This window comes from Stappia sediminis (genome assembly GCF_009826895.1).
GTDB classification, from domain to species: Bacteria; Pseudomonadota; Alphaproteobacteria; order Rhizobiales; family Stappiaceae; genus Hongsoonwoonella; species Hongsoonwoonella sediminis.
On the sequence record NZ_WUMV01000008.1, the window covers coordinates 209,684 to 230,157 of the forward strand.

General features: G+C 56.2%; 21 protein-coding genes. 9 read left to right on the plus strand and 12 right to left on the minus strand.

Annotated features, from left to right (window positions below; translation table 11 throughout):
* Positions 1–19: 19 nt before the first annotated feature.
* A complete protein-coding gene (locus tag GR183_RS17440; RefSeq protein ID WP_312846848.1) occupies positions 20–469 on the minus strand; it encodes a very short patch repair endonuclease in 450 nt (149 codons plus the stop codon).
* Between GR183_RS17440 and GR183_RS17445 the strand changes: the two genes are divergently transcribed.
* Positions 414–1,550: a DNA cytosine methyltransferase gene (locus GR183_RS17445; RefSeq protein WP_202396171.1), complete on the plus strand. Its 1,137-nt coding sequence runs from the start codon at positions 414–416 to the stop codon at positions 1,548–1,550. The two genes, GR183_RS17440 and GR183_RS17445, sit on opposite strands and share 56 nt — an antisense overlap.
* Here the strand turns inward: GR183_RS17445 and GR183_RS17450 are convergent.
* The 8 genes from GR183_RS17450 to GR183_RS17485 form a co-directional block, all read right to left on the minus strand.
* The gene (locus GR183_RS17450; protein ID WP_160776951.1) at positions 1,490–2,716 is read right to left on the minus strand and encodes a PP_RS20740 family protein; all 1,227 of its coding nucleotides are present in this window, start codon (positions 2,714–2,716) and stop codon (positions 1,490–1,492) included. The two genes, GR183_RS17445 and GR183_RS17450, sit on opposite strands and share 61 nt — an antisense overlap.
* Entirely contained in the window at positions 2,713–4,602 is a 1,890-nt protein-coding gene (locus tag GR183_RS17455) for an ATP-binding protein (protein WP_160776952.1), read from the minus strand. Before GR183_RS17455 ends, GR183_RS17450 begins: the two co-directional genes overlap by 4 nt.
* Before the next feature lie 584 nt (positions 4,603–5,186).
* A complete protein-coding gene (locus tag GR183_RS17460) occupies positions 5,187–6,542 on the minus strand; it encodes a hypothetical protein (RefSeq protein WP_160776953.1) in 1,356 nt (451 codons plus the stop codon).
* A 120-nt stretch (positions 6,543–6,662) separates the two neighbouring features.
* The gene (locus tag GR183_RS17465) at positions 6,663–7,325 is read right to left on the minus strand and encodes a hypothetical protein (RefSeq protein ID WP_202396172.1); all 663 of its coding nucleotides are present in this window, start codon (positions 7,323–7,325) and stop codon (positions 6,663–6,665) included.
* A 108-nt stretch (positions 7,326–7,433) separates the two neighbouring features.
* A complete protein-coding gene (locus GR183_RS17470; RefSeq protein ID WP_160776954.1) occupies positions 7,434–8,027 on the minus strand; it encodes a hypothetical protein in 594 nt (197 codons plus the stop codon).
* Between the two features lie 149 nt (positions 8,028–8,176).
* The gene (locus GR183_RS17475; protein WP_446696958.1) at positions 8,177–9,133 is read right to left on the minus strand and encodes a tyrosine-type recombinase/integrase; all 957 of its coding nucleotides are present in this window, start codon (positions 9,131–9,133) and stop codon (positions 8,177–8,179) included.
* A complete protein-coding gene (locus GR183_RS17480) occupies positions 9,130–9,654 on the minus strand; it encodes a hypothetical protein (protein ID WP_160776956.1) in 525 nt (174 codons plus the stop codon). The genes GR183_RS17475 and GR183_RS17480 overlap by 4 nt, the downstream gene beginning before the upstream one ends.
* 660 nt (positions 9,655–10,314) lie before the next feature.
* Positions 10,315–11,250, minus strand: coding sequence for an HNH endonuclease (locus GR183_RS17485; protein ID WP_160776957.1), 936 nt, complete (start codon positions 11,248–11,250; stop codon positions 10,315–10,317).
* 546 nt (positions 11,251–11,796) lie between these two features.
* Between GR183_RS17485 and GR183_RS17490 the strand changes: the two genes are divergently transcribed.
* From GR183_RS17490 to ptsN, 7 genes are all read left to right on the plus strand, one after another.
* Complete coding sequence (locus GR183_RS17490; RefSeq protein ID WP_160776958.1) at positions 11,797–12,417, plus strand: ribonuclease D; 621 nt, start codon at positions 11,797–11,799, stop codon at positions 12,415–12,417.
* 191 nt (positions 12,418–12,608) lie between these two features.
* Positions 12,609–13,295 carry an LPS export ABC transporter periplasmic protein LptC gene (gene lptC, locus GR183_RS17495; protein WP_160776959.1) on the plus strand — a complete coding sequence of 229 codons (687 nt, stop codon included), beginning with the start codon at positions 12,609–12,611 and terminating at the stop codon, positions 13,293–13,295.
* Complete coding sequence (gene lptA, locus GR183_RS17500; RefSeq protein WP_160776960.1) at positions 13,292–13,852, plus strand: lipopolysaccharide transport periplasmic protein LptA; 561 nt, start codon at positions 13,292–13,294, stop codon at positions 13,850–13,852. Before lptC ends, lptA begins: the two co-directional genes overlap by 4 nt.
* A gap of 232 nt (positions 13,853–14,084) precedes the next feature.
* Positions 14,085–14,831: an LPS export ABC transporter ATP-binding protein gene (gene lptB / locus GR183_RS17505; protein WP_160777157.1), complete on the plus strand. Its 747-nt coding sequence runs from the start codon at positions 14,085–14,087 to the stop codon at positions 14,829–14,831.
* 100 nt (positions 14,832–14,931) lie between these two features.
* Positions 14,932–16,467, plus strand: a complete 1,536-nt coding sequence (gene rpoN, locus GR183_RS17510) for an RNA polymerase factor sigma-54 (RefSeq protein WP_160776961.1) — start codon at positions 14,932–14,934, stop codon at positions 16,465–16,467.
* Between the two features lie 301 nt (positions 16,468–16,768).
* Positions 16,769–17,353: a ribosome hibernation-promoting factor, HPF/YfiA family gene (hpf, locus tag GR183_RS17515; protein WP_160776962.1), complete on the plus strand. Its 585-nt coding sequence runs from the start codon at positions 16,769–16,771 to the stop codon at positions 17,351–17,353.
* A gap of 65 nt (positions 17,354–17,418) precedes the next feature.
* On the plus strand, positions 17,419–17,886 hold the full coding sequence (gene ptsN / locus GR183_RS17520) for a PTS IIA-like nitrogen regulatory protein PtsN (protein WP_160776963.1): 468 nt from the start codon (positions 17,419–17,421) through the stop codon (positions 17,884–17,886).
* A 94-nt stretch (positions 17,887–17,980) separates the two neighbouring features.
* Here ptsN and GR183_RS17525 read toward each other — a convergent pair whose 3' ends face one another.
* Positions 17,981–18,241: a BQ00720 family protein gene (locus GR183_RS17525; protein WP_160776964.1), complete on the minus strand. Its 261-nt coding sequence runs from the start codon at positions 18,239–18,241 to the stop codon at positions 17,981–17,983.
* Positions 18,242–18,291: 50 nt separating this feature from the next.
* Positions 18,292–18,723, minus strand: a complete 432-nt coding sequence (locus GR183_RS17530) for an Hsp20 family protein (RefSeq protein WP_160776965.1) — start codon at positions 18,721–18,723, stop codon at positions 18,292–18,294.
* Positions 18,724–19,044: 321 nt separating this feature from the next.
* Between GR183_RS17530 and GR183_RS17535 the strand changes: the two genes are divergently transcribed.
* A complete protein-coding gene (locus tag GR183_RS17535) occupies positions 19,045–19,308 on the plus strand; it encodes a hypothetical protein (protein WP_160776966.1) in 264 nt (87 codons plus the stop codon).
* 81 nt (positions 19,309–19,389) lie between these two features.
* Here GR183_RS17535 and GR183_RS17540 read toward each other — a convergent pair whose 3' ends face one another.
* Positions 19,390–20,472, minus strand: coding sequence for a sn-glycerol-3-phosphate import ATP-binding protein UgpC (locus tag GR183_RS17540; RefSeq protein WP_160776967.1), 1,083 nt, complete (start codon positions 20,470–20,472; stop codon positions 19,390–19,392).
* Positions 20,473–20,474: the final 2 nt, after the last annotated feature.

A 20,474-nucleotide genomic window follows, 5' to 3' on the forward strand; every position in this document is an offset into this window, starting at 1 on the left:
AGACGGTCGATTTGCTAGTTTAACTATCAAGGAACGTAACAATGCTCTTTGCTAATAACTCAACGTCTCGGATCTCACATTCCCATATTACGTATGAATTCCACCCTTTTTCGGATAGCTTTTCAATGTTGGATTGATCGCGTTCAGTGGTTCTTTCAAACTTTGGAACCCAGTAATCTAGGTTACTCTTTGGCGATGATGCCAATTTGCATCCCTCATGCCTATGCCAAAAACATCCATGAACAAAAATGACCTTGCGGCGAGATGGAAATACGAGATCGGGTTTTCCTGGCAAATCAGTACGATGAACCCGAAATCTGTATCCAAGCGCATGCGCCACACGCCGGACGGCCAACTCCGGCTTGGTGTTTTTCGCACGGATGTGCGACATGCATTTGCGGCGTTGATCAGGCGTGAGTACGTCCATTTGTCCGATGCCGATTCCATCTAAGAAAAAAACAGTTACCATAAACAAACGAAACGGAGCGGCTACTTTGATTCTCAGTCTTTTCTCAGGCTGCGGCGGGTTGGATTTAGGCTTTGAAATGGCTGGATATAAGACTGCGTTGGCGTTTGATATCCGACCGCATTCAATATCATCTTGGAACCGGAACCGACCGCAAAATCCCTGTGGACATGTAGCGGATATCACGCAATTGAGCCTAGAAGCTCTGGACCGCGCGTTTGGCTCCAAATTCGCGCCCTTTGGTGTGATAGGCGGCCCGCCATGTCAAAGTTTCACCAAGGCAAATCATTTTCGCTCTGATGCAGACCCCCGGAGCAAGCTCGTAAATTCGTTTTTCACGCTAGCACTGCAACTGCATAACACGCGACGCCCTCTGGACTTTATAGTCATGGAAAACGTTAGAGAACTCGCCAGAGCTCAAGAAGGACTATTGCTCAAGAGTGAAATAAAACGGCTCGAAGAAGCGAATTTCTCGGTCAACACATTCGAACTCAATGCGAAAGACTTTGGAGTTCCGCAAAACAGGCATCGCCTGTTTCTAGTTGCGCTTAATAGTCAATTGATAGGCTCGAAGAGATTCCGCCTCCCCACTTCAACAATCACGCATAAGACCGTCAGAGACGCACTTTTTGACCTCCCTGAACCAGTTTACTTCTCAAAATCCTCGACCACGGAGAACAAACCGTATCACCCAAATCACTGGTGCATGACGCCTAAATCGAGGCGCTTCTTCGATGGCTCTCTGAAGGCTGGCGCATGCTCTTCAAGAAGTTTCAAAACATTAGCCTGGGATCAACCTAGCAAAGCAGTCTCCTACGGGCATAGGGAGGTACACGTCCACCCCAGTGGAAAGCGTCGGCTAAGTGTATTCGAAGCCATGAGATTACAAGGCTTTCCGGACAAATTTGTGCTTAACGGAACTTTGTCGGCGCAAGTCGACCAAGTAAGTGAAGCTGTACCTCCGCCCCTCGCAGAGGCAGTCGCCAGAGCCGTTAAAGATGCGATACACACAAATTTCACTGATCAAAGCGCCCCTAAAGCTGCTGAAAATTCTTCCAAAGTAGAAAGTGCAGTTGCCGTATAGCCAACGTCTTCCAGCAACTCTTTTGTTTCACTAACGAGGCTCCTGCGCAACCCGTCGTCACAAGCAATTATTTGATCGAGGTCTCTCATAGAACCAACTTTATCGAGCGCCCTCATCGAAAAATCTTCATCCGAACCACCCTGCGCTGGTTCGGTGCGTATTACTCTATAGGGATCCGGCAGGCCCATCGGTGGTGGCACAAATTCAAACACCAAGCATGGCATAGTTGGGCGCTCGACATCCGCCTCCGCAGTAGAATAATAATATGAGTTATGTACCTTTAAACCCCATAGCTTGCTTTCCGCCAGATGTAAAAGCCACTTAGCAAACCCAAGCGAGAATAATTGCAAGAATTTACTTCCATCATCCGAGGATGCGGCAGTAAGTACTCCTTCTAAAGTATAATCACCTACTCCAAACATCGAAATCGTTTGACTTTTAAATTCCTCACTGTTAGACGCGTTCTCACGAATCGCGTCGGTTAGACTTTCAAGCGTGCTTTTATTAAGGTTTTCTTTTCTGACATCGACGGTGATATAGAGAAGCCATCTTGTTGTACAATGATGGATCTGCATCTCCACTATACGATGAATCGCATCAACTAATCGATTATCATGGCTACTGCTCGGCAATGCTAGCGACCCGCAAGCGTCAATATTTACTATATGAAATGGGCCACGGCGACGAAGGTCAGCGTAAGCGGCGCTTTTCGTTGAACTCACCTCTTCGAGCTGCCGCCATACCGTATAAGATCGATCCGTTATGTGACCTGCTTTAATAAGAGCGTCTTGGCGCACTTCTGCTCGCGCTTTCATCGGATTGCCCGTGCCTGCCGCCAGGAAGCCAGTGCTGGTTAGACTGCATCCATTGGCTTTGCAGCATTCGGCAAGCATTTTCACGTCCAGGTAATCCGTACCAGGTAACGTAAGGTAGCGAATTTCATCGCCGCCATTAGATCCAGGCACAAGAGAATGCCCCTTGATCAACCGGCCGATTAAGCGATTTGCGTGCTCAATCCATTGGCGTCGGCGGATGTACTGCTTTCTCGGCTTGTGCCAAGGGAATAGCTTTTGCAGCTCAATTGGTACTGCCGCGTCGGCTACCGCTTCTGGGAGGACTTCTTCAGCAATGTCCTGATCGGCTTCATCAACTTCATCTGTCATCATGTTGGGCGTAGAACTCGTAAAATGTCATTGATCAATTCGGCACGTGTCCGCGCGGAAAGCCCGGAAAGCACCCCATAAGCTTCAAGTACGACGGCAAGGGCAGATGCCTGTTCTGGATCTCCAATTGGCGGAACTGTTTTCCAGTCAATCTCAACCCCGCCAACTTCGGAGGCAGCTTCCTGCACCTCAAGGTCGATTAGAGGCGGATCAGAAGACTCGCCAAGACGTTCACTCCAAACGCGCATCGCCGATGTAAAAACCGCTTTTCGTGTCTCGACGGCTTCCCGAGCGCGTTCCCGTTTTAGATCCTCGTCTGCAATTGCTTTTAACCGATTCACCATGAGGCGGAGAGATTTATGTAGCCACCGCTGTACGTATAAAAAATGGGGATGGCTATAATTAAATGACTCCCGATCAATGTTTATAGCGCTATCTAATCCGTCATGAACAAAAATTTCAGCTGTAATTTGGCGAAGTCTTGTTTGCTCAGAAATTTGATAATTGAGAAAACTTTGATCAAAAAGTGTCCCGCTTGCATCTCGCACTCGAATAAGAACGCCAGCTGTATCTTTCGGAATGATTTTACTATTCCAATAGAGGTATGCTTCAAATGAAAGCTTCCCTCCCGCACGCTCAAGATCGCTTTCTTTAAATGGCGCCTCTTCTTTCGATATCATCATGACGGGCGCACCAACCCGCGAATATTTCCGTAACTTCCTCGGCAATTCGATTGGTCGTGCGAGTTGTATACCGTCGAGATTCACCGAAAAACCGCCGCAGGGATCATGACTCCCGGCGGTCAAACTCAAGAACTCCCTCAATGACCTATCTGCAGGTACATTGATTTCGGCCGCCTGACCTTTACCACTGGGCACATCATAGAGAATGATCCCCGAGTCGCCTTTAATGTCGAACGGATGTCCATAAATGTAATCAAGTGGCAGAGATAAGCTCAACTTCCAGATCAAACGAAGATATTCGTCAAAATGCTCTAAATTGGCGGGCTTTGAAGCTTTTCCGGAACCTTCTGCCGCCGCTGCAAATAATCCTTCAAATTTCTCCCTTGGGCTATCGCTTGCCTCCCATGGAAATTTACCTTCGATTGGAGTAGAATTTTTTCCTAATGCACCTTCACTAACGCCAATATGATAGATTGGCCGCTCAGTTACAGGCCTCCCATCAACGCCCTCCGCGAGACTACTATGCCAGCGCCTTAAGCTCTGAAGTACACGTCTAATTTCCGGACGAAGCGCATAAAGCACGATTGATGTCCCGTGAGACGAAATTTCATCTTCTGGAACATTTTCGGACTTAATTGTTACGGTGCCTGCTACGTATTCTTCCTCCGCCTCTCTAAGCCGATCCTCGTCATGAGTTTTCAAGCGCACGGTGGCGGAAGTTCTCATCTTGTCGCCAGAGGCTTTTGTAATTATTTGGAAATGTTGTGTTAGCTGCGCAACAGCAAAGAGACCAATTCCAATCTTTCCAATAAGGGGCCGTCCTCCAGGACTGAGATCTGCATCTTCTGTATCTGATGTATGCAGCACTGCTCCGGCATGGGTGCGCTTTGAGCTGCCGCCAATGCTCCTCAACACATACGCGAGAGTATCGGGTGACATCCCGTTACCATTGTCGCGGACCGTAACTTGGGCAAAATCTGGCGCCCCAGTTTCCACTACGACACTAGTAGCATCAGCATCGTATGCGTTAGCTATCAGCTCTCGAAAGGCGGCCCATGGTTCACGATAAATCCCATCTGTGACCCGAGCGATTATCCGTTCGCTGGTGCCAAGCGTCGTCTCAACGGGAATCTGGGTATCCGCGCTCTCTCGAATATCGCTAGCGAGTTTTTCGATTTTACTAGGCTCATTGGCTGCAAGTGCCATACGCTCATTCCTAATTCGCCGCCAACATGATCAATGCTGTAGTGAGATGATAAAAGTGTAAATATTCCATTTTTCAATGCGTTAAGACCAATCGCGATTAGCGGGAACGTAGACTAATTTGGCTTGTTGTTTAGTTCTTGGCAACTCGCACACAATTGATGCGCCGCACGCTCATTTGAATAGATAACGCTCCATGTAGTACCCCATTATTTGAGATTTGACGACCCCTCTATGCTTTCTGCATTCAAACCAACGCCTTCACCAACAGATGTAACGTATTGACTCATGACCACCCGCCATATCCTTACGATCCAAGTCACTATATTACCTTTCGACATATATCGACAGGTTGCCGCGCTTAGAGAGGCAATGGCTATCTGGAATGGGGGTGAGGGAAAAATTTCAATCCATGCATCACTAACAACTCGACGCCCCTTAAAGCCACTTGGACATCGCTGCACAAGCCTCCCAAAGGTTACCTCCAATGAATATGGGGAGGGATTGATCCCTTCCTCTCCCATCCCCTTGGAGCAGGAACCTTCATGGCTCCTACCTAATGGTTCCTACCTCCTCTTTAGTGCAGGTCATAAGGCTTCAAATCCGCAGTAATCCGCCGGATATTCGATCTTGACCAGCCCGCGAGATATATCGGGGTCTGCATCTCGAAAGCCATCGAAATGGCTAAAGGTCTCAAGCATCGCTTCCTTTGCGGTTTCAGCGTGCGGGACCGCTACCATTACCGCATCGTGGATGGGCAGAGCGGTAATACCGATATTGAACAGAGCCCTTAGGAGGTCGATCAGCATCTCGCTTTCGATGAGCATCAGCCTGAAGCCGAACCCGGTTCCGAAGCGATGCGCGATTGCCGGATGCCGCGCCAGGACGCGCTCACGGACATCCGCCACTTTGGTCCCTTCCGGGAAGAGTGAGGCGGTATCCCTGGGCCATCGCGTGAGGGGCTTTTCAGCAAAGAGCATCGCGTTCACGAGCTTCTTGATGCCTTCCCTGTGGCCTTCGAGACCATCAATGGCATAGAGATCGCCCGCAGGCTGTGACGCGCCTTCCACCACGTAGCACAGGCGAAGGTAGAGCTGTCCGTAGTCGACATCGGCAACGCGCTCCCCATCGATCCTGAGACGCTGCAAGCGATCCGCTCGACCCAGGTGCTGCCAGAAGCCACCGAAGAGCCGCCCGCCCTGCTCCAAGCTTCCATTGTTGAAATGCCGCTTTAGCAGTCTTTGAGTCGGATCCAGCGGTCGGCCATCTCGATCCATACCGAACCGTGGTCCACCGCCTTCGGCCTCCACAAGCGCGATATCGGCCCTGCGGAGATTGTCATTCAGGCGCTTGATGGCGTTCCGCATAGGTTTGATCCTGCGGATATCTGGCAATGGAAGCCTCTCCGGCGCATCACGGCTCACTCCCCGCTTCGACCTGGACTTGGGGGCGTTGAGGATAATCAGCCCTTCCTCAATCTCCCGCCGCAAATCGCGGGGGTGGAAATCATCAAGCGGCAGATGATCCCACAACGCGGGCCTTGGGCTGATGGTTGACGGTTGGCCGGCGCGGCCCTCAATGCGGTGACCTTGAGTTTGGCTCGCAAGGCCGATCTTCGGATGCGACATCAGGTCAAGCGCATCGAGAAAGGCTTGGCCATAGACCTCCGGGCGGGAGGGATCGGCTTTTCTGATTATGGAGAGGCTGCGGTAAAGCTCGACGGGTGGACCCGGATTATCCTTTGCATCATTCGCAAGCCATTTGGCCATCAGGAGGTTGCATCCGATCACTTCGACGGCGAGGCGAAACTTGCGTTGGTCCTTCTCCTTCCTCGCCCGGTTCCTCAGGCCGAGGTTCATCTCTTCTCGCTCAAGGTGAACAGCAAGGCGCTTCAAGGCGGATTTCAGGGTGTCGCGCTCAGCGCGGCGCGAAGGATCGAACACAATCCCGCGCGTTGAAACCGGAGTAAAGGTCATGGGGTCTTTTCAATAAATGGGCTGAACATGTGACAACCGCCCCGCTTCACCGTATCAGTCGATCAAGCGGGGCATTGTGGTATCGGTTCAGTTGCGGGCCCAGCGCGGACGCCAGCCGGGAAGATGGGATGGATGGAGGCCGAACCGCTCTCGCTTTGCCATCAGCACCGGCTCCACCGCCCTCTCCGTTGCCAGCTCGCAATCGGTCTCGATCATCTGGCCAAGGATGCGCAGCACGCGACCGGCAGACTTCGGGTAGGCATGAAGCTCCGTCTTGAACGTCGACCCGTCCGAACGCTCCCGCTCCCATGCGCGATGCGTGCCCGAGGCAAGACGATGAGCGGCCTTGGCCGTCTGCACGAGGCGAAACTCCGGGACGTTGTGGCTTCCCCTATCGTCTTCGATGATCGCCGACACCGCGATATGGATGGCGAGGAGGCGCTCCGGCTCAATCTCCGCTTCACGGAGCCTGGCGAAGGCTATCCTGGCGCGTTTTTCAGCCGATAGACCCCGCAGGCGCGTCGCTATCTCCGCCTCTCCAGCACTCTCCATGGTGCCACGCAGGCGCGACAACGCATTGGCGACATAAGGATCGCTCCGGTTGTCTTCGATCCAATCCCGAGCCGTCCGCAGGTAGGGTGCAAGGTCTTTCGTCCGATACGTCGGGCACCAATGCGAGCCGTGGCGGGAACGGAACTGAACGTGATAGCGGCAATGATATTCCGCCAACCCATCACCCGCCTTGCGCATCGTCTCGCGATGGCATCCGGGGACGGCACAGCGCCCCGGCAAGTGATCTGCCGGGGACGCCATGCGTCGGCTTAAGGAATCTTTGGATCGCAGCATGCCTTAAGCCGATCAATCAACTTGAACCGAAAGCTCATTCATCCATGCCAAGGATTGATCATCTACAATAAATTTTTCCGGAACAACGGCGGCGGTACGCGCTTTTTCAGCCTGCAAATAAGCAACATTGGACGCCTGCACAAAGAGCGAATTTTTGGTTGAACTTTTATAGTCTGCGAATTGTATCAAACATTCGGGCAACAGATGCGCCAACCGGAAAAGAGGGTCTTCTCTGGATCGATCAACCTTTTTGCCTCGTGCAATCTTCCTGAGCTGACTATCAGTTAGAAATATAAGTGTGTCTGCGAAGTTCGTGAAAATTCGGAAGCGAGGAGAATTTTCAAGAAGCACTGCTTCTTCTGCAATCCTAAGCACACCGGAGGCTGCTGCTCGGGCGTTGTCTACACCCCGCGCCCTGCCCCAATGGCAATAGGTGTGGCCGTCTACGTTCGCAGCAAATGCATAGGCATACCCGATTGGATCTTGGTACTGCGTTTGGCTCACCGCAAGATAGATTTCGATAGTATTGTTTGTAGTTTCCATAAATTTGTCGTCCTGCTGATACATGGGGAAATCATCGCCCCCCAAACCGGCACCTTGCTTCAAGGAACCGCTTCCACCTATCAATGCACACCAAGTATGAGGGTGAAGAAGTTAAATTCAACCTTTATTTTCAATGTGTTATAGCATGTCCTCGGGAAGGACATGACACTCATCTAACTCAAACACTTAGCAACTTGAAGCGAGAAAAAATCTTAGATCAGCACCCGCTCGACCTCATCGAGTGTCACCTCATCGCTTCGACGGTCATAGAGCTGCGTCGTGCGGGTGGAGGCGTGATTGGCCATGGCTGCCGCCTTCTCCAGCGTCCCGCCGTTCTTCAGATAGGCGGTGATGCCAGTGGCGCGGAAGCTATGACAGCACACCTTTGTGTCGATGCCCGCAGCCTTTACCCGGCGCTGGATCATCGCGAAGGCATTCGCCTGAGGGAGGGGATTAAGGGTCAATAATTTGGTCCCCCGCCCGATAGTCCGAAAGAGCGGAGCCTTGAGGTCCTTCGCCAAGTTGCAGCCGTCGATATATTCATGGAGGTAGGCTTCAAGATTGTGATGGCAGGGCATCTCGTGCCGCTTGCCGCCTTTCTCGTGAAGCCGGACCCAAAGCCTTCGTTGCTGAACGAAGACATCCTCGACGGTCATGCCCAGCGCCGCACCGACGCGGGCGAAGGTGTAGACCATCAGGCCGATCAACGCTCGATCCCTCAAGCCGGCCGGGGTCGATACGTCGATGCTGTCGAGAAGGGTCCGCGTTTCGTCAGGCGAAAGCACGGCGGTCTTCCCACGTCTCACGCTGTGAGATGGACCCCGTACCGATGCGGCGGGATTGATCGGGATAATCTGCCCGGTAACAAGCCAATCGAAGAGATGGCGGATTGCTGCTAGGCGCTGCTTGACAGTTTGGACTGAATGATTTGCTCCAAGCTCCTCAATCCACGCGGCGACGTGAATGGGTTGGATGGAGGAAAGCGTGACAACACCTCGCTCCGAACACCAATTGAGAAACCCCGTTGATGCACGGAGATACGCTCGGCGCGTGTTCTGATTGCGGATGTTAGCGGTGAAGAATTCGAGAAAGTGCTTTTGAGTACGGCTTTCCCGGAAGAAACTCAGCGCAAGTGGCGTATGAACTTCACGTTCGATGGAGGAGATCACCCGAGGTCTCCAAAATTTTCGAAAGTCGCCTGGGCATATTGCACCAGGTCCAGAGTAGCGCTCCATTGAGTTCTACCGCGCCGGCCCTCCAGGTAAACAACTGGGTTGATTACCTCGAACGCCCTTCCATTTCGCGCAATTGTTTCAATGCGAATGTTCTCAGCATGAATTATTTTGTTACATGCTTCCCTTAATGTGAGGCACTGCGCATCTGGCCGTTGCACATCTCGAACCCATTCCCCGCACGAGCGATCTACAGGCGCAAATGACAATTCATTCGGATCTTGCCTTGGACCTTGCATGTGATCGTCATGCGCACGATTGGCGATAGCCGTTCCAAACAGCAAATGAACTATTTCCTCCTCAATGAACAGACTCCTAAGTTCAGCGAGTTGATCGTTTTCGTTCGCGGCTGCAACCGCAATCGCATCATCCGCCAGCACCAAGGAAAGCAGCCGATAGACATATTTCAGGATGATCGACGAATTCAATTCGTAGTTACGTCGCCCGGTCCATTCCATCTCCCCCTCCATCGCCTCAAAAAAGCACGTATATGAAGAAGCTATGTCCGATAAAGGTCATTATCATACATAGGTCGCCCACTTTCGCAATTGCATCTTCACGGACTCATCCATCTGAAGTTGCTTCGGGCGCTGCCCTGAGGGTATGGGCGTTGAAGGCCGAACCCCAAATAAGAGGCATAACCAGTCCGCTACTACTCTCTCATGTTGAGCGGAGACCTGATGAATTTCAGCAAATGAATTGGAGTTGCGACAGCACTTGTTATTTGAGGTCACGGTGAAGTAGCGGGCTACTGGTCAAAACCGTCTGTCCACGACAGCACCCCGAATGCAGCTTCTTGCACGTGACCGCGTTTGCCTACGACAGCAGAACCTTCGCGGAAGAGGCTACCCAGTTCGCAAACGACGCCGCCGATTACGCACGCTTAAATGAGATGAATTGGTGAGTGAGGTCGAGTGATCTCTCTGGGTGAAAGGCCATTATTGAGAAAAGCACCCACCCCACGGGGGGAAACGCTCATCGGTTGGCACGTTGGGTGGGCACAAAAATGGGCGATCCCTCGGGTAGTCAAGGGCGCTATTCAGTGAACGCCTGATTGCAATACCGAAAGCCAACACTCTCACTTGCCATCGGCGGTGCCTTTTCGACGCCTGCTATCATCATCCCTTGAATACCGCCTCTCGGTGATACTTGAGAAAATGCGGGTGAGGACGGTCTTCAATCCGCGAGGGTAAAAGCAGCCGCCGATCAGGGTTGATGAGTCTGGACACCGTATCGGGCACTGAATTGCCGGCGGTTAGTATGCGGTAGTCATCATCCACGGATATCAAGCCGCGATCAAACATCCAATGCACTGTGCCCGAGAGGGCAATGCCATTTCGAACACTGTCGGGCCCCAAATCGGCGACGGGCCGAATGTGAGCCGCCTGCACCTCGGACCGGCCACCGCCGTTGATAATCTTCAGACCCGTGACAGCGCATGTATCCCGGTAGGCGTTTTTAATCGCAACCGCGAAGGCCCGGTCCCGGAACGGTCGCTGGGAAACGGTCTTTTCAAGATTGCGAAGTGGAAGCTCCGGCTCCAGTCGACCCAGGCCCTCTTCAGCGAAGCCTGGAAGCGGTTCTTCAGGACGGTCGGGGAGCGGGCGCATACGCTCTTCACGGCCAAGGACATGTGCGAATCCGGCCTGAAGGATGAGGTCATATTCGCGATCCGGAAGGTTGCGCACGGCTCGACCGAATGCACCCTTGTTGGTCGTGCCATCTTCCTTCCTGAGAGCACCTTCGTAATAGAAAGCGCCATCCTTGAAGGGCACAGCGCGATCAAACTCCAGGTAGTCGGCGACATGCGCATAGAAATGGTCGGGCGTTGCCGGATCGGCGCTGATCTTCGTCAGGCGAGCGGTTGCGAAATAGGATTGCCGTCCGCCGACGCTCGCTAAATCGCCACTCCTGCGGCGGGGTTCGTAATACAGCACCCAATCGCCGAGAGCGGCTTCGGCCTGGCGCAAATAGGTTCTCGGGAAATGATACCGTTCTTCCGGCAGATCATCATATGTCGGATCGATTTTGGTTATCAAAACCGCCTTTGCCATATGTCAGCCGTTCCCGTTTCCAGGCGTCTGTGAAGGACACCACCAAGCGCAAATCATCGCGTTCCAAAATACCTTGAAAAATCGAGCTTCCAAAAGCGGCGAAACGAAAGCTACCCAAATGCGCTTTCCAGATTTACGCCCCATCGTCAGCAGCGCGTACCCTGAACCTTCTGAAAACTCCCAAGGAGCGAACGTTGGATAACCCACAAGAACAGGGCAAGGGAAAAGGCATTGATTGTGGCATACCCAAGTGATACACAATGCACAAGAAGCGCCGCAAAAAGGCTAATAGAAACAATGCGCAAGAGGGATTTCCGCTGATTCCTCTCCTGGGCACCATCCGTTTTCGATATCTACTCTCGCTTGGCTGCCGATATCGGCGGGAGACCGGTCGACAAGACATCCAAAAAAAGCGGTCGAGGCTTGCCCGGCCGCTTTTTTGTTTCCCGCGAATCGTGCAGGCAAGCTAAATAGCCCCGACATTTGCCCGCGCACGTATCGATATGGCGTATCGATATGATGCCAGGTTGATCGAAAGAGGCCGCCATGACCATCCGCCTGCATAAAAACGACCTTCCCGACCTCGATGCCTATGCGAATGCGAAAGCCGTCGCCATCGACACGGAAACGCTCGGCCTCAACCCGCATCGCGACCGGCTTTGCCTCGTGCAGCTGTCGCCGGGCGACGGGACCGCGGATGTCGTGCAGATCGACCGGGGACAGCGGGAAGCGCCGAACCTCGCGCGCCTGATCTCGGACCCCGGCAAGCCGAAGATCTTCCACTTCGCCCGCTTCGACCTCGCGGTGATCCACAAGTATCTGGGCGTCATGGCCGAACCCGTGTTCTGCACGAAGATCGCCTCAAAGCTCGTGCGCACCTATACCGACCGTCACGGCCTGAAGGACCTTTGCCGCGAGTTGATCGGCGTGGAGATTTCCAAGCAGCAGCAGTCTTCCGACTGGGCGGCCGAGGAGCTGAGCGATGCGCAACTCGCCTATGCGGCTTCGGACGTTCTTTACCTGCACGACCTGCGCGAGCGCCTGACGGGCCTTCTTGAACGCGAGGAACGGACCGCCTTCGCCCAAGCCGCCTTCACCTTCCTGCCGACCCGCGCGAAGCTCGACCTCGCCGGCTTCGAAGAGAGCGATATTTTCGCCCATTCCTGACGGCGCATTCGCCTTGCACAAGGTATCGAGACATTCTCGTCCACCTCGCCTATATATGTGGTGGGACCGGGCGTTGCCGGCCCGTTCGATCCGTTTCACGAACCGATAATTGCGGCGCGTGCGGCGGTATAGAGCGGCGATAACCGGCTGGCCTGCACGTACTTCCGGCGAGAATCGCAGACGCTGCAACGATGGACAAACGCCTCCACGACGATACCTTGGTGTCCGGCCGTTTCGAAACGGAGTGGAGTGGCGTGGATTTTTCACGCCGGATGCGCACGCGCCGCGCCGCCATACGCCACAGCCGCCTGGTAAAGGTGCTGAAGGTGGGGATTCCGGGGCTGGGTATCCTGCTGTTTGTCGGCGTCGTTGCCCTGATCGGCATCACCAACTATCTGTCCAACCTCGGCTTCGGCAAGATCAGCCTGACCGCGGACGGCCTTGTCATGGACCAGCCGGAGCTTTCCGGCCACGACGGCAAACGCTCCTACCGTGTCGCCGCGACAAGAGCCATCCAGCGCATTTCCGACCCCCGGATATTCGATCTTGAAACGATCGTCGCCGAGCTGAAAGTCGAGCAGAACCAGCGGGTCGCAATCGAAGCGGCAAACGGCACCTACGACAGCCAGGCGGAAACGCTGCGGCTTTCGGGGGGCATTTCCGTTGCCACCAGCGACGGGCATTCGGCGGAGCTGGAACGCCTTTTCGTCGACCTCCAGGAAGGATCGCTGACCACCGATGACCCGATCTCCATCGCCACCAGCCAAGGCACGCTGAAGGCCTCACGAATGCGTTTTGATAAACACGACAGTTCCCTTGTATTCTTCGACGGGATATCGATGACCCTGCAGCCGCCGGCAAAGGAGACCGAAAAATGACGCGTACATTCGGCAAAATTGCGTTTGCCCTGGCGGTGGCATCGCTCGTGATGCTCTCCGCGGGTTCCAGGACCAGCGCCCAGACCTTCTCCGACGCATTCGCGGGCTTCGGCTCCAACGATCGCGAGCCGATCCAGATCGAGGCGAAGGAACTCAAGGTGCAGGACAAGGACCAGAGCGCTGTCTTTTCCGGCGACGTGCACGTGACGCAGGGCGACTCGGTGCTGAAGACCCAGCGCCTCGTGGTCCATTACGCAGGATCGGCCGCCGACGGCGTCCAGCAGCGCATTTCGAAGCTCGAGGCTAGCGGACGGGTCTATATCGCCTCCAAGGACCAGACCGCGACCGGCGAGGCGGCGACATTCGACATGAACAGCCAGATCATGGTCATGACCGGCGATGAAGTGGTGCTTTCACAAGGTCCGAACGTGGTCGTCGGCAGCAAGCTGACCGTCAACCTGAAAACCGGGCAGGCGGATCTCGAAGCGCCCAAGAGCGGACGCGTGAAGGTGCTGATCCAGCCGAACGGTTTCAAGACGCAACAGAGCGGCAACTGATGCGGCTCGACAGACCGCCGATATGCGCCTAAACAACAGGTTCGGCGAAGTTTAACAGGCCGCGATGAGGATTTGGCGCTTTGCAGCGCCACGAAACGTCTCACCCTCGCCACGGCCCAGACGGCATTGGAATTCCGTGAAGCTCTTCTCCCCCCTTTTCCGCAAATCGTCCGACGGCAATGGCACCGCCCATGCGCCGGATCCCCATGCGGCGAGGCACCCCGGGCACGACATCGCCGGCACGGGGAAGGCGGAGGACGGCTTTCTGGTGGTCGACGGCATCGGCAAGACATATCGCCGGCGGCAGGTCGTGCGTCACGTCAGCCTGACGGTGGAGCGCGGCGAGGCCGTGGGCCTGCTCGGGCCGAACGGCGCGGGCAAGACGACGTGCTTTTACATGATCACCGGCCTGATACAGCCCGATCACGGCACCATCCGTCTCGACGGTTTCGACATCACCCGGCTGCCGATGTACCGCCGAGCGCGTCTTGGCATCGGCTACCTGCCGCAGGAAGCCTCCATTTTCCGGGGCCTTACGGTTGAGGAAAACATTCGCGCCGTGCTTGAGGTGGTCGAGCCCGACAAGAGCCAGCGTGAAGCCGACCTCGATGCGCTGCTCGACGAATTCGGCGTCACGCATCTGCGCAAGTCCCCGGCGATCGCGCTTTCGGGCGGCGAGCGCCGGCGCGTCGAAATCGCCAGGGCACTGGCGAGCCGGCCTTCCTTCATGCTGCTCGACGAGCCATTCGCCGGCATCGACCCTATCGCGGTCGGCGATATCCAGCAGCTTGTCCGGCATCTGACCCAGCGCGGAATCGGCGTACTCATAACCGACCACAACGTGCGCGAAACGCTCGGCCTGATCGACCGCGCCTATATCATCGCCTCCGGGGAGGTGCTGACCGAGGGCAGCCCCTATGAAATCGTCGCCAATCCGGACGTGCGCCGCCTCTACCTCGGCGAACAATTTACGCTTTGAGCGAATCGTGGATTAAACTACAAAGCAAGAATCGGACCATCGCGGGGGAGGATGCCGGAAAATCGGTCCGGCATCCGGCGAGTGGACCGCGGGAATGCACATGGCACTATCGCCGAAGCTCGAAATAAGGCAATCCCAGTCACTGGTAATGACGCCGCAGCTGATGCAGGCCATCAAGCTGCTGCAGATGTCCAATGTCGATCTCGTTTCCTATGTGGAGACGGAACTGGAGCGCAATCCGCTTCTGGAACGAACCGACCCGCAGCAGAACGCGGACGAACCGTACCCTTCATCGGAAAATGCCGAGGCAGGCGAAGCGCCGGCGTCCGACGGCGACTGGATGCAGCAGGACCTCGACCCCCGCTCCTCCGAAATCGCCTCGCGGATGGATACCGATCTCGGCAATGTCTTCCAGGACGACAGCGGCGTTCAGCAGGCGCCCGACCCCGCGGCGATGAAAGGCGACCCGTGGCAGGCCCCAGGCCCCGCATCGTCCCATGTTTCCAGCGACGATTACAATCTCGAGGCGTTCGTTGCTTCCGAGGTTTCCCTTTCTCAGCATCTTGGCGAACAGATCCCTCTGGCCATTGCCGACCCTGCGGACCGCATTATCGCCGGGCACCTTGCCGACAGTCTCGACAGCGACGGATATCTGCGCATCGATCTGGACGAGGCGGCACAGCGCCTCGGCGTTGAACGAAGCCGCATCGATGCCGTGCTGGCGGCACTTCAAACTTTCGAGCCGACCGGCGTGTTCGCGACATCCCTCAAGGAATGCCTGGCCCTTCAGCTGAAGGAGAAGAACCGCTACGACCCGGCGATGGAGGCCCTGATCGACAATCTCGAGCTTCTGGCCCGCCACGACTATGCCGCCCTCAGGCGCCTTTGCGGCGTGGACGACGAAGATCTTGCCGACATGGTTGGCGAACTGAAGCTCCTCGACCCCAAGCCTTGCAGCGGCTTTTCCAACTCCCCTCTCCAGCCGGTCGTGCCGGACGTTCTGGTCTACCCGGCATCCGACGGCGGATGGTCCATAGAGCTGAACTCGGAAACCCTGCCCAGGCTGCTGGTCAACCAGGGATATTACGCGACGGTTTCGAAGACGGCGAAGTCCGATACCGACAAGGCTTTTCTGACCGATTGCCTGCAAACGGCGAACTGGCTCGTGAAGAGCCTGGACCAGCGCGCGCGCACCATCCTGAAGGTCTCCAGCGAAATCGTTCGTCAGCAGGACGCTTTCCTCACGCATGGGGTGCGCCATTTGCGGCCGCTCAACCTTCGCGCCATCGCGGAAGCCATTGAAATGCATGAATCGACGGTCAGCCGCGTGACGTCGAACAAATATATGTCCACCCCGCGCGGAATCTTCGAATTGAAGTACTTCTTCACCTCCGCAATCTCGGCGACGGAGGGCGGCGACGATCACTCCGCGGAATCCGTACGTTACAGGATCAAGGAGATGATCGACGCCGAAAGCGCCGAGGCGGTTTTGTCCGATGATGCGATTGTCAAAAATCTGCAGCAAGAAGGCATCGACATTGCCCGCCGAACAGTTGCAAAATATAGGGAATCGATGCGCATTGGCTCATCGGTTCAACGGAGACGGGAAAAGCGCGCTCGCGCCAGAAGCGCCTGACGGCTCCCGATCCGATTCAGTAGGTGCGGACCATGTCAGTTGCCGCGACTTGTCGACAACGTAACAAACGCGCCCTCGGTTGGCGCGAACGCTCGCGTGACGTTTCGATGACGCCATCGATTGACTTCGCTGGCAAGGCCGCTTATAGCGACCGCCGCAGCCGGACCGCGCCGGACTTTGGCGTGGCAGCCGGCTTTTGCCGTTTGGGAAACCCCCATGCGCCGAAGGCCGTCCGGCATGACGCGGAACAATCTGCAAAGGCGGTCACGCAGGTTCGTCTCGATAACGATAAGAGGTTCCCATGACACTGCGGGTTTCGGGGAAGAACGTCGACGTTGGCGATGCGTTGCGCGCCCACATCGAAGACCGGGTCGAAGAAGCCATGTCGAAATATTTCGACGGCGGATATACGGGCCACATAACGATCGGCCGTGAAGGTTCCGGCTTTCGCACGGAGTGCGCGCTGCACCTCGATACCGGCATTGTTCTTCAGGTTTCCGCAGACAGCCAGGAACCGCGCCCCAGCTTTGATGCCGCGGCCGACCGCATAGAAAAGCGCCTGCGCCGCTACAAGCGCAAGCTGAAAGATCACAAGAGCGCCGGTAACGGCCGCGACGTGCTCGAGGCCTCGTCATACGTTCTTGCTTCCACCGAGGAAGACGAGGAACTGCCTGCCGATTTCACGCCCGTCGTCGTGGCGGAAACTTCGGCGAAGATCAAAACGATGACCGTCGGGATGGCGGTCATGGAACTCGACCTCAGCGAAGCCCCGGTCGTCGTTTTCCGAAATGCCGGTAGCGGTGCCGTAAACGTGGTTTACCGCCGTGCGGACGGGAACTTCGGCTGGGTGGACCCGGATCTGGCCAAAAACGGCCGGGCCGGGTGAGCCGCGCAAAACAAATTCCAGGCTGCGTGATTGGCCGGGTTTGAACCGAAAGCAGAGATTATCTTATGGATCTTAGCGATCTGATCTCACCGCAAGCCGTGGTCCCTGTACTCAAGGCGACGAGCAAGAAGCAGGCGATCCAGGAACTGGCGGCGAAGGCCGCTGCCGTGACCGGACTGCCCCAGCGCGATATCTTCGACACGCTGCTCCAGCGCGAAAGGCTCGGTTCCACGGGTGTGGGCAACGGCATCGCCATTCCCCACGGCAAGCTCGTCGCGCTCGACAAGCTCGTCGGCCTGTTCGCGAGACTGGAAAAGCCGATCGATTTCGATGCTCTCGACGATCAGCCCGTGGACCTTATCTTCCTGCTTCTCGCGCCCGAAGGGGCAGGTGCCGATCACCTGAAGGCGCTTGCGAGGATCGCACGCCTGTTGCGCGACAGCGGCACGGCGCAGAAGCTGCGGGCGACCGCCGATGCGGAAGCGCTCTATACGATCCTGATGCAGCCATCGGCCTCGTCGAACGCCGCGTGATGCGGGAAGGCTTCGCTACGGGCATGTACGCAAAAAGGGGAAGGCCGATGCCTTCCCCTTTTCCTAACAAAAGACGCGTTGCTTGCCTGACGGTTCAGTGCAGGCTTACGGTCTCCAGTTCCTGCTCCGCCGCATTCGCAACCGCCGCCTCGCGGCTGTCCGCAAGCAGGATCGGCGTGCCGTCGGCATGGAGCAGCACCCACAGCTTCAGCCCTGCTTCGAGCTTCGGCGTTTCGGGAAAAAGCGAATTCACGTCTTCCGAGGTCATCGGTTTCACATAGGCGATATGCCCGGCGCCGAGGCTTTGCAGAGCCTCGCTCGGTATTTTCGAGGATTTGAACTCTTCACGGGTCATTGGGCTACTCCAGTACATGTGGCCGCCATGCCTTGATGGGAAACCGTCTCTCAATCGCGCGCGGTAATTTCGATCCGCCGCACGATCCGCTCCGGTTCGGGCCGAAACAGATCGATCGACAGGAGTCCGTCCTTGAGTTCGGCGCCGAGGATCTCGATGCCTTCGGCAAGAACAAAGGTACGCTGGAACTGCCGCGCGGCGATACCCCGATGGAGGAATTGCCGTGACTTGTCCTCTTCTTCCTGACGTCCGCGGATGACGAGCTGGTTTTCCTCAACCGACACGTCAAGCTGCTCGCGCGTGAAGCCGGCAACGGCTAGCGTTATGCGTATGACATCGCCGTGGCCGTCCGTGCGGGGCATTCTCTCGATGTTGTACGGAGGATAACCGTCGTTGGTCGCCTTGCTGACCCTGTCCAGAACCCGCTCGATATCGTCGAAACCGAGCAGAAGGGGACTGGAAAACGCCGATACACGCGTCATTTCGATTGCCCTTTTCAAGCGGCCGTCGCCTGAGCGACCTTCTTCCGCCCCGTCTTGCGGCGGCGGATACCATTGATATTCGGACCCTTTTCAGGCACCCGGCCAAGGCGAACATCGCCTCGTTTGGTTATAGATATGGCGGTTTGGGCCCACGGTTTCAAGGTGACCCAAGCCATGACGAAATTGTGGGGGCCGTACGAAAAGACCTGCGAAAATAACGTTTCATGGCCACAACAGGAATGCCGATAATGCGCGATCCTTGCGTAAGCCGCCCGCCGGGCGGATATGTGCGGGGTTTCTCACTTGATCGGAAAATCGGCCATGCGCCAATATTTCGTGGCAGCGACCGCTGCGCTGCTCGCCGTTTCGGCAACCACCGCATATGCGGACGTTCTGTCTTCCCGCGTCGTTTCCTATGACCAGGCGAAGCGCCAGTTGCACCTGACGGACCGCACGATCGTCGACGTCGACCTGAAGAATTTCAACCTGCCCGTTCCCGCGAAGCAAGGTGACCGTGTCGAGATCACCTACGACGGGAGCGAGAACGGTATCGACAAGATCCGCAGCATCAAGATCGTCCAGTGAACGCAAAACGCCGCGAGGCCTTTCTAGCTCCGCGGCGTTTTCACATCATGGTCCCGTGGCAGGAAGAGACCTTCCCGGACCCTATCCGTTAAGGCGCCCGCCGTTCGCCGCATCGAACACATGGAGCCGGTCGCGCGATGCCTTGAGGTTGAGCTCGGCGCCGGCCGAAAATTCGGCCTTCGCCGGCACACGCACGACGACATCATCCACAACGCCGGCTACCCGACCGTGGACATAGCTTTCAGCACCCACCGGCTCAACGGCAATGACCTTCATCCTGAGCGATAGAGCGTCGGCGTTTTCCGCCCCATCCGCGTCCACCTGAAGATCCTCCGGCCTGACGCCAAGGAGTGCATGTTCCGCGCCGAAACCGTCCGGCGCGTCGAGCCCTTCTCCGCTTTCCAGATGCAGGCGTCCATCCTTCGCCTTGACGGGAATGAGGTTCATGGCCGGCGAACCGATGAAGCCGGCAACGAAGGTCGATGCCGGTTTTTCATAAACTTCCAAAGGCGTCCCGATCTGCTCGATACGGCCATGGTTCAAGACGACGAGACGATGGGCGAGCGTCATCGCCTCGAGCTGGTCGTGCGTGACGTATACGCTCGTCGTGCCCAGGGTCTCCTGCAGACGCTTGATCTCGATACGCATCTGGACACGCAGTTTCGCATCAAGGTTGGACAGCGGCTCGTCGAAGAGGAAGGCCGCGGGCTTGCGCACGATCGCCCGGCCCATGGCGACACGCTGCCGCTGGCCGCCGGAAAGCTGGCGCGGCTTGCGGTCCAGAAAATCGCCGATCTCAAGGATGCGTGCCGCCTCCTTGACGCGTTTATCGATCTCGTCCTTCGGCTCGCCCCGGTTTTTCAGGCCGTAGGCGAGATTGTTGTAGACCGTCATATGCGGATAGAGCGCATAGTTCTGGAAAACCATGGCGATATCGCGGTCGGCCGGCTCCACGCGGTTGACCACACGGTCCCCGATGCGGATTTCGCCGTCCGAGATTTCCTCCAGCCCCGCGATCATTCGCAAGAGCGTGGACTTGCCGCAGCCCGACGGGCCGACGAGAACGATGAACTCTCCGTCGGCGATGTCGATCGAAACGCCCTTCACGGCTTCTACGCCGCCGGCATAGACCTTGCGGACTTTGTCGAGCGAGATGGTGGCCATGT

Coding starts and splice junctions, on each gene's coding strand:
- GR183_RS17440 (WP_312846848.1), bottom strand. CDS start 469: ATGGTAACTGTTTTTTTCTTAGATGGAATCGGCATCGGACAAATGGAC.
- GR183_RS17450 (WP_160776951.1), bottom strand. CDS start 2,716: ATGATGACAGATGAAGTTGATGAAGCCGATCAGGACATTGCTGAAGAA.
- GR183_RS17455 (WP_160776952.1), bottom strand. CDS start 4,602: ATGGCACTTGCAGCCAATGAGCCTAGTAAAATCGAAAAACTCGCTAGC.
- GR183_RS17465 (WP_202396172.1), bottom strand. CDS start 7,325: ATGCGCAAGGCGGGTGATGGGTTGGCGGAATATCATTGCCGCTATCAC.
- GR183_RS17480 (WP_160776956.1), bottom strand. CDS start 9,654: ATGGAATGGACCGGGCGACGTAACTACGAATTGAATTCGTCGATCATC.
- GR183_RS17485 (WP_160776957.1), bottom strand. CDS start 11,250: ATGGCAAAGGCGGTTTTGATAACCAAAATCGATCCGACATATGATGAT.
- GR183_RS17490 (WP_160776958.1), top strand. CDS start 11,797: ATGACCATCCGCCTGCATAAAAACGACCTTCCCGACCTCGATGCCTAT.
- lptC (WP_160776959.1), top strand. CDS start 12,609: ATGGACAAACGCCTCCACGACGATACCTTGGTGTCCGGCCGTTTCGAA.
- lptA (WP_160776960.1), top strand. CDS start 13,292: ATGACGCGTACATTCGGCAAAATTGCGTTTGCCCTGGCGGTGGCATCG.
- rpoN (WP_160776961.1), top strand. CDS start 14,932: ATGGCACTATCGCCGAAGCTCGAAATAAGGCAATCCCAGTCACTGGTA.
- hpf (WP_160776962.1), top strand. CDS start 16,769: ATGACACTGCGGGTTTCGGGGAAGAACGTCGACGTTGGCGATGCGTTG.
- ptsN (WP_160776963.1), top strand. CDS start 17,419: ATGGATCTTAGCGATCTGATCTCACCGCAAGCCGTGGTCCCTGTACTC.
- GR183_RS17525 (WP_160776964.1), bottom strand. CDS start 18,241: ATGACCCGTGAAGAGTTCAAATCCTCGAAAATACCGAGCGAGGCTCTG.
- GR183_RS17530 (WP_160776965.1), bottom strand. CDS start 18,723: ATGACGCGTGTATCGGCGTTTTCCAGTCCCCTTCTGCTCGGTTTCGAC.
- GR183_RS17535 (WP_160776966.1), top strand. CDS start 19,045: ATGCGCCAATATTTCGTGGCAGCGACCGCTGCGCTGCTCGCCGTTTCG.
- GR183_RS17540 (WP_160776967.1), bottom strand. CDS start 20,472: ATGGCCACCATCTCGCTCGACAAAGTCCGCAAGGTCTATGCCGGCGGC.